Source organism: Pseudomonas sp. PS01299, assembly GCF_029960145.1.
GTDB classification, from domain to species: Bacteria; Pseudomonadota; Gammaproteobacteria; order Pseudomonadales; family Pseudomonadaceae; genus Aquipseudomonas; species Aquipseudomonas putida_A.
Genome location: NZ_JASCPO010000308.1, coordinates 1 through 5,718, shown reverse-complemented (window position 1 = coordinate 5,718; position 5,718 = coordinate 1). Strand labels below are relative to the sequence as shown.

At 59.6% G+C, this 5,718-nt stretch carries 7 protein-coding genes; 3 read left to right on the top strand and 4 right to left on the bottom strand.

What is annotated here, in order from left to right; genetic code table 11:
* Positions 1 to 85 precede the first annotated feature (85 nt).
* The gene (gene yegQ / locus QMX91_RS28510; RefSeq protein WP_098968080.1) at positions 86 to 1,420 is read right to left on the bottom strand and encodes a tRNA 5-hydroxyuridine modification protein YegQ; all 1,335 of its coding nucleotides are present in this window, start codon (positions 1,418 to 1,420) and stop codon (positions 86 to 88) included.
* A gap of 192 nt (positions 1,421 to 1,612) precedes the next feature.
* Between yegQ and QMX91_RS28505 the strand changes: the two genes are divergently transcribed.
* Together QMX91_RS28505 and QMX91_RS28500 are read left to right on the top strand one after the other, a co-directional pair.
* Positions 1,613 to 2,299, top strand: coding sequence for an isochorismatase family protein (locus QMX91_RS28505; RefSeq protein ID WP_098968081.1), 687 nt, complete (start codon positions 1,613 to 1,615; stop codon positions 2,297 to 2,299).
* A 117-nt stretch (positions 2,300 to 2,416) separates the two neighbouring features.
* A complete protein-coding gene (locus QMX91_RS28500) occupies positions 2,417 to 3,478 on the top strand; it encodes an AI-2E family transporter (protein ID WP_282413731.1) in 1,062 nt (353 codons plus the stop codon).
* Here QMX91_RS28500 and QMX91_RS28495 read toward each other — a convergent pair.
* From QMX91_RS28495 to QMX91_RS28485, 3 genes are all read right to left on the bottom strand, one after another.
* Positions 3,475 to 3,657, bottom strand: a complete 183-nt coding sequence (locus QMX91_RS28495) for a hypothetical protein (RefSeq protein ID WP_103520501.1) — start codon at positions 3,655 to 3,657, stop codon at positions 3,475 to 3,477. The genes QMX91_RS28500 and QMX91_RS28495 overlap by 4 nt on opposite strands.
* A gap of 102 nt (positions 3,658 to 3,759) precedes the next feature.
* A complete protein-coding gene (locus QMX91_RS28490; RefSeq protein WP_025108897.1) occupies positions 3,760 to 3,954 on the bottom strand; it encodes a hypothetical protein in 195 nt (64 codons plus the stop codon).
* Between the two features lie 229 nt (positions 3,955 to 4,183).
* Positions 4,184 to 4,534 carry a hypothetical protein gene (locus QMX91_RS28485; RefSeq protein ID WP_007965394.1) on the bottom strand — a complete coding sequence of 117 codons (351 nt, stop codon included), beginning with the start codon at positions 4,532 to 4,534 and terminating at the stop codon, positions 4,184 to 4,186.
* 257 nt (positions 4,535 to 4,791) lie between these two features.
* On the opposite strand from QMX91_RS28485, the gene QMX91_RS28480 reads away from it, so the two are divergent.
* On the top strand, positions 4,792 to 5,610 hold the full coding sequence (locus tag QMX91_RS28480) for a shikimate 5-dehydrogenase (RefSeq protein ID WP_247268259.1): 819 nt from the start codon (positions 4,792 to 4,794) through the stop codon (positions 5,608 to 5,610).
* Positions 5,611 to 5,718: the final 108 nt, after the last annotated feature.

The window sequence follows — 5,718 nt, the reverse complement described above, 5'->3', positions numbered from 1 at the left end:
GCCGCAGGCTGCGATCTTTTGACTTTGTTATTGAAGAACAAGATCAAAAGATCGCAGCCTGCGGCAGCTCCTACATGGGAGGGGGTCAAGGAGTCAGGTCGCGCATCAGCAGGCCAAAGCGCAAATCCACCGCATCCGGAATCGGCAGGTACACCGTGTGTCCATCCCCCGGCGCAACCTCGATCGCTTCACCCTTGGCACTCTGCAACTGGTGCAGGTCGAAGTGGAAATTGCCCTTCGGAGTCATCAATTCCAGATGATCGCCCAAGGCAAAACGGTTCTTCACTTTGACCTCGGCCAACCGGTCGCGGCGCTCGCCGGTCAGTTCGCCGACGAACTGCTGACGCTCTGACACCGAGCTGCCGTTCTGATAATTCTGGTATTCGTCATGCACATGGCGACGCAGGAAACCTTCGGTGTAGCCGCGCTGGGCCAGTGACTCCAGATCGGTCATCAGGCTGCGGTCGAACTCGCGCCCGGCCATCGCATCGTCGATTGCCCGGCGATAGACCTGAGTGGTGCGCGCGCAATAGAAGTGCGATTTGGTCCGGCCCTCGATCTTCAGCGAATGCACGCCCATGCGCGTCAGGCGTTCGACATGCTGCACCGCGCGCAGATCCTTGGCGTTCATGATGTAGGTGCCGTGCTCGTCTTCAAATGCGGGCATCAACTCGTCGGGGCGATTCGCTTCCTGCAGCAGGAATACCTGATCGGTCGGCGCGCCGATGCCCAGGGTCGGCTCCGGCTGGAAGGTCTGCACGATCTCGCCGAGCTGGTTTTCCGTGGCTTGCTGCGCCGAATACTTCCAGCGGCAGGCGTTGGTGCAGGTGCCCTGATTGGCGTCGCGCTTGTTCATGTAGCCCGACAGCAGGCAGCGCCCGGAGTAGGCCATGCACAGCGCACCGTGGACGAACACCTCCAGCTCCATGCCCGGTACCTGTTCACGGATTTCACCGATTTCTTCCAGCGACAGCTCCCGCGACAGAATGATCCGGCTCAGCCCCTGTTGCTGCCAGAATTCGACGCTCGCCCAGTTCACCGTGTTGGCCTGCACCGAAAGGTGGATCGGCATCTGCGGGAAATGCCGGCGCACCAGCATGATCAGGCCCGGGTCGGACATGATCAGCGCATCCGGCGCCATCTCGATCACTGGCGCCAGATCCTTGAGGAAGGTCTTCAGTTTGGCGTTGTGCGGGGCGATGTTGACCACCACGTAGAAGCGCTTGCCCTGTGCCTGCGCTTCGCGAATGCCGAGGGCGAGGTTGGCGTGGTCGAACTCGTTGTTGCGCACCCGCAGGCTGTAACGCGGCTGGCCGGCGTAGACCGCATCGGCACCGTAGGCGAAGGCATAGCGCATGTTCTTCAGGGTGCCGGCAGGGGCGAGCAATTCCGGGGCGGCTAGGGGGAGGTCTGGCTTCATGGCGGCATCGGTCGCAAAAGCGCGGCAGGGTAGTGCAGTGGCAAGTGCGGTTTATTGATCTGGATCTACGTTTGAGTGTGTGGACTTTATCTGTGCAGAAAGGGCACAGATCATGTGCCGGTTTCACTGTGTTCGGTGCGGCGGTGGCTGCTTAAGATTCGCTTGTCAAATCAACCGAGGCAGGACTTTCCCATGCAGAACTTTACTCGCCGCTTTCTCACCGCTTGTGCATTTTCCGGTGTATTGGCCAGCAGCGCAGCGATGGCCGACAACCACCCGACCATTCGGGCAATGTCCGGCGCGACACCGGCTGATCATTTGCCAGCGGGCAAATCCGCACTGGTGGTGATCGATTTCCAGAATGAATATTTCAGCGGCCGGATGCCGATCCCGGACGGTGCCGCTGCCCTGGCCAAGACTCGTGAGCTGATCACTTTCGCTGACAGTCACAAGATCCCGGTGTATCACGTGCAGCACGTTGCCCCGGCCGGCTCGCCAGTGTTTGCCATCGATGGCCAGACCGTTAAATTTCACCCGGACATGCAGCCGCGCCCGCAAGACGTGGTGCTGCAAAAGAGCACCGTCAGCGTGTTCGCCAGCACCGACCTTGACCAGCAACTGAAAAAGGCCGGCATCCAGACCCTGATCATTTCCGGCCTGATGACCCACGCCTGCGTGGCGGGTGCCGCACGGGACGCCGCGCCTTTGGGTTACAACGTGATTGTCGCGTCCGATGCCTCGGCGACCCGCGCCATCACTCGGGCCAACGGCGTGTCTATCGACAAGGATTCGCTGCACAAAGCCGCGTTGGCGGAAGTCGAAGACACCTTCGGCGATGTGTTGAGCACTGCGCAGATCGTCAAACTGCCGGTGCGCTGATTAGCCGGGCTGCATCGTCCAGGCAATCTATGCTCCATGAACAAAGATGGCACTCGCGCGCGCCCCGGCTGACTAAGGTTCGGGGCGTGCGAGACGCCTGACTGACATGGATCGGACATGAACGAAAAAACCCTGCAATTCAAATCCCTCACCGTGCTGTTGCTGTTGGTGACGGTCGCTTTCATCTGGATTCTGCTGCCGTTCTACGGCGCGGTGTTCTGGGCGGTGATTCTCGGCATTCTGTTTGCGCCGATGCAGCGCAAGTTACAGCTCAAATTCGGCTGGCGGCGCAACCTGACAGCGCTTTGTACTCTGGGCATCTGCCTGGTGATCGCGATCTTGCCGGTGATCATCCTCAGCATCCTGTTGGTCCAGGAAGGCGCGACGGTTTACAACAGCATCGAAAGCGGCCAACTGGACATCGGTGCCTATCTGGCGCAGTTCAAACACAGTTTGCCCCCGTACTTTCAGCATCTGCTCGATCGCTTTGGCATGGGCGAACTCAATGGTCTGCGCGAGAAAATCGTCAAGGCATCGATGCAGGGCAGTCAGGTGCTGGCGAGTCAGGCGTTCAGTTTCGGTCAAGGCACATTCGAGTTCGTGGTCAGCTTCGGCATCATGCTGTACCTGCTGTTTTTCTTTCTGCGCGATGGCGCCGAGCTGGTGCGCAAGATTCGCACCGCGGTACCGCTGGAAGAGAATCACAAACGCCGTTTGCAGTTGAAATTCAATCGGGTGGTACGCGCGACGGTGAAGGGCAACCTGGTGGTGGCGGTCACTCAAGGGGCATTGGGTGGTGCGATTTTCTGGTTTCTCGACATTCCCAGCGCGTTGCTGTGGGCGGTGCTGATGGGCTTTCTGTCACTGTTGCCGGCGGTGGGGGCGGGGATCGTCTGGGCGCCGGTGGCGGTGTACTTCCTGCTCAGCGGGATGATCTGGCAGGGTGTGGTGCTGGGGGTGTTCGGGGTATTTGTAATCGGTCTGGTGGACAACGTGCTGCGCCCGATCCTGGTCGGCAAGGACACGCGGATGCCGGACTACATGATCCTGATCTCGACCCTCGGCGGCCTCGCAGTGTTCGGCCTCAACGGTTTCGTGATCGGGCCGCTGATCGCGGCGCTGTTCATGTCGAGCTGGGCGCTGTTCATTGAGACCAAACCGAAGGTCCAGTTGCCTTAAGCGTGGAACGGCGCGCTGACGATTTTCTGCGACAGGGCCTGCGCCGCGGGCAGTGAAGTGAGAGGGCCGCTGATCGGCTCGCCATCGCGCACCAGATACCAGCAGGCGAGCAATCCCGATGCTCTGAGCGATGCGGGAACAGCGCTGCCAACTACCGACATGATTTGAACCTGAGCCATGACAAGTACCTCCATCAATCTGTGGAGCTACCTTAGGGATTCGCTGCGCTCAGGGACAATCAACGCTTTCGATAGTGGTCATTGATAACAGTGAGGGCTGTTTCAATCGACAACCTGGTCGAGCATGTGCACCACTTCGCGCTCATTGAGCAGGCCCTTGTGCACGAGATTCTCCGCCAGCAGCGAAAGAAACTTGGCGCAGCGGTGGCCTTCCAGGTGTTTCAGTTCAGTCAGCGCGCTGTACACCTTGCTTGAAGTGCACAGGCCGACGATGCGGTGCGGATTTTGAGTAGGCATGGGTCGTCCTTGTTTTTATCAACCTGTTGTTTACGGACGGATTCAGATTGCGGTTCCGTCATGACAAATAGATGACCGTTCTGTGTTTTGCCCCCGACGGTCAAGTCCATCATGCCGACTTTAGCTGCCGGGACTGTCCTCACAGCGACCTTGGCGAGATTTTTTCAGACTTGGCCCGACCGACGGTCATAAAAAAGCCCCGCTATAAAGCGGGGCTTGTTGGTTGCGATTACCAGCGCGGGCCACCGTAGTAGCCGTGTGGCCGGCCGTAGTAGCCGCGTGGTGGGCCGTAGTAGACCGGGCCAGGCACGTAGACCGGTTGTTGCACATAGACCGGCGCCGGCTGGTAGTAGACCGGTGGCGGAGGCTGTTGCACATAAACCGGTGCCGGTTGAGCGTAAACAGGCTGTTGCACGTAGACCGGCCGGTCCTGGTTGATCAACGCGGAGCCGATGATGGCCGAGCCGACGATCGCACCAAACACTGCCGGACCCTGCCAGCCACCGCCGTGGGCTTCTGCCTGACCTGTGATAGCGAATGCACCAATCAACAAGGCCACGATGGGGAGTTTACGAATCATGATAATTCCTCGGTTCTTCGACCCGGCGTCCGGGCCTGCACCAGGCCCAAAGTTGTCGCGGGGATACTTCTATGACAGCGAAATTCTGAAAATCAGCACAGCCGCTGGGTAAATTTTGTGTAAGGTCTGTACCGGCTTCTTTACCGGTCGGTCAAAGGGGCTCGCAGCCCGTTGCAGACAGGCGCCTATGATCGTCCAGAACCCGATGGAATGGCTAACTCCGTCCATCCGAAAGTCCGTTTTGAAGGAGAAGTTTCATGCAGATGAATCCCAACAAAGACACCCAGCTGTGCATGTCCCTGTCAGGGCGCCCCGGGAACTTCGGTCTGCGGTTTCATAACCATTTGTATGAGCAGTTGGGCCTGAACTTCTATTACAAGGCGTTCAGCAGTCAGGATCTGCCGGGGGCTGTTGGCGGGATTCGTGCGTTGGGGATTCGCGGTTGCGGTGTGTCGATGCCGTTCAAGGAAGCGTGCATTGCGCTGGTCGATGAACTGGATGCGTCGGCGGCGGCGATCCAGTCGATCAACACCATCGTCAACACCAACGGCCATCTCAAGGCTTACAACACCGATTACATCGCCATCGCGCAATTGCTGGAAACCCACGCGGTACCGCAAGACACGACGTTCGCCCTGCGCGGCAGCGGCGGCATGGCCAAAGCGGTGGCCAGTGCCTTGCGCGATGGTGGCTACAAGAATGGCTTGATCGTTGCGCGTAACGAGCGCGCCGGACGGGCACTGGCGGACTCGCTGGGCTATCGCTGGCAGGCGGAGCTCGGCGACGAGCGGCCGCAGATGCTGATCAACGTCACCCCGGTGGGCATGGACGGCGGGCCGGAGGCCGGGCAACTGGCGTTCGAGCCTGAAGTGATTCAGGCGGCCGACACGGTATTCGATGTGGTAGCGATTCCGTCCGAGACGCCGCTGATAGTGCGTGGGCGGGCTGAGGGCAAGAAGGTGATTACCGGGCTGGAAGTGATTGCGATCCAGGCGCTGGAGCAGTTTGTGCTGTACACCGGGGTGCGGCCGAGTGAGGAGCAGTTTGCGGCGGCGGTGGCATTTGCTCGCAGCTGATCATTGAGTTTTGCGCTAAACCATCGGGCCCCTTCGCGAGCAAGCCCGCTCCCACAGGTATCAGGTTGCAACACAACCAGGTGAGCAACCACAAATCCTGTGGGAGCG

What these genes read in the sequence shown, in the direction of transcription:
- yegQ (WP_098968080.1), bottom strand. Translation starts at nt 1,420, where the DNA reads ATGAAGCCAGACCTCCCCCTAGCCGCCCCGGAATTGCTCGCCCCTGCC.
- QMX91_RS28505 (WP_098968081.1), top strand. Translation starts at nt 1,613, where the DNA reads ATGCAGAACTTTACTCGCCGCTTTCTCACCGCTTGTGCATTTTCCGGT.
- QMX91_RS28500 (WP_282413731.1), top strand. Translation starts at nt 2,417, where the DNA reads ATGAACGAAAAAACCCTGCAATTCAAATCCCTCACCGTGCTGTTGCTG.
- QMX91_RS28495 (WP_103520501.1), bottom strand. Translation starts at nt 3,657, where the DNA reads ATGGCTCAGGTTCAAATCATGTCGGTAGTTGGCAGCGCTGTTCCCGCA.
- QMX91_RS28490 (WP_025108897.1), bottom strand. Translation starts at nt 3,954, where the DNA reads ATGCCTACTCAAAATCCGCACCGCATCGTCGGCCTGTGCACTTCAAGC.
- QMX91_RS28485 (WP_007965394.1), bottom strand. Translation starts at nt 4,534, where the DNA reads ATGATTCGTAAACTCCCCATCGTGGCCTTGTTGATTGGTGCATTCGCT.
- QMX91_RS28480 (WP_247268259.1), top strand. Translation starts at nt 4,792, where the DNA reads ATGCAGATGAATCCCAACAAAGACACCCAGCTGTGCATGTCCCTGTCA.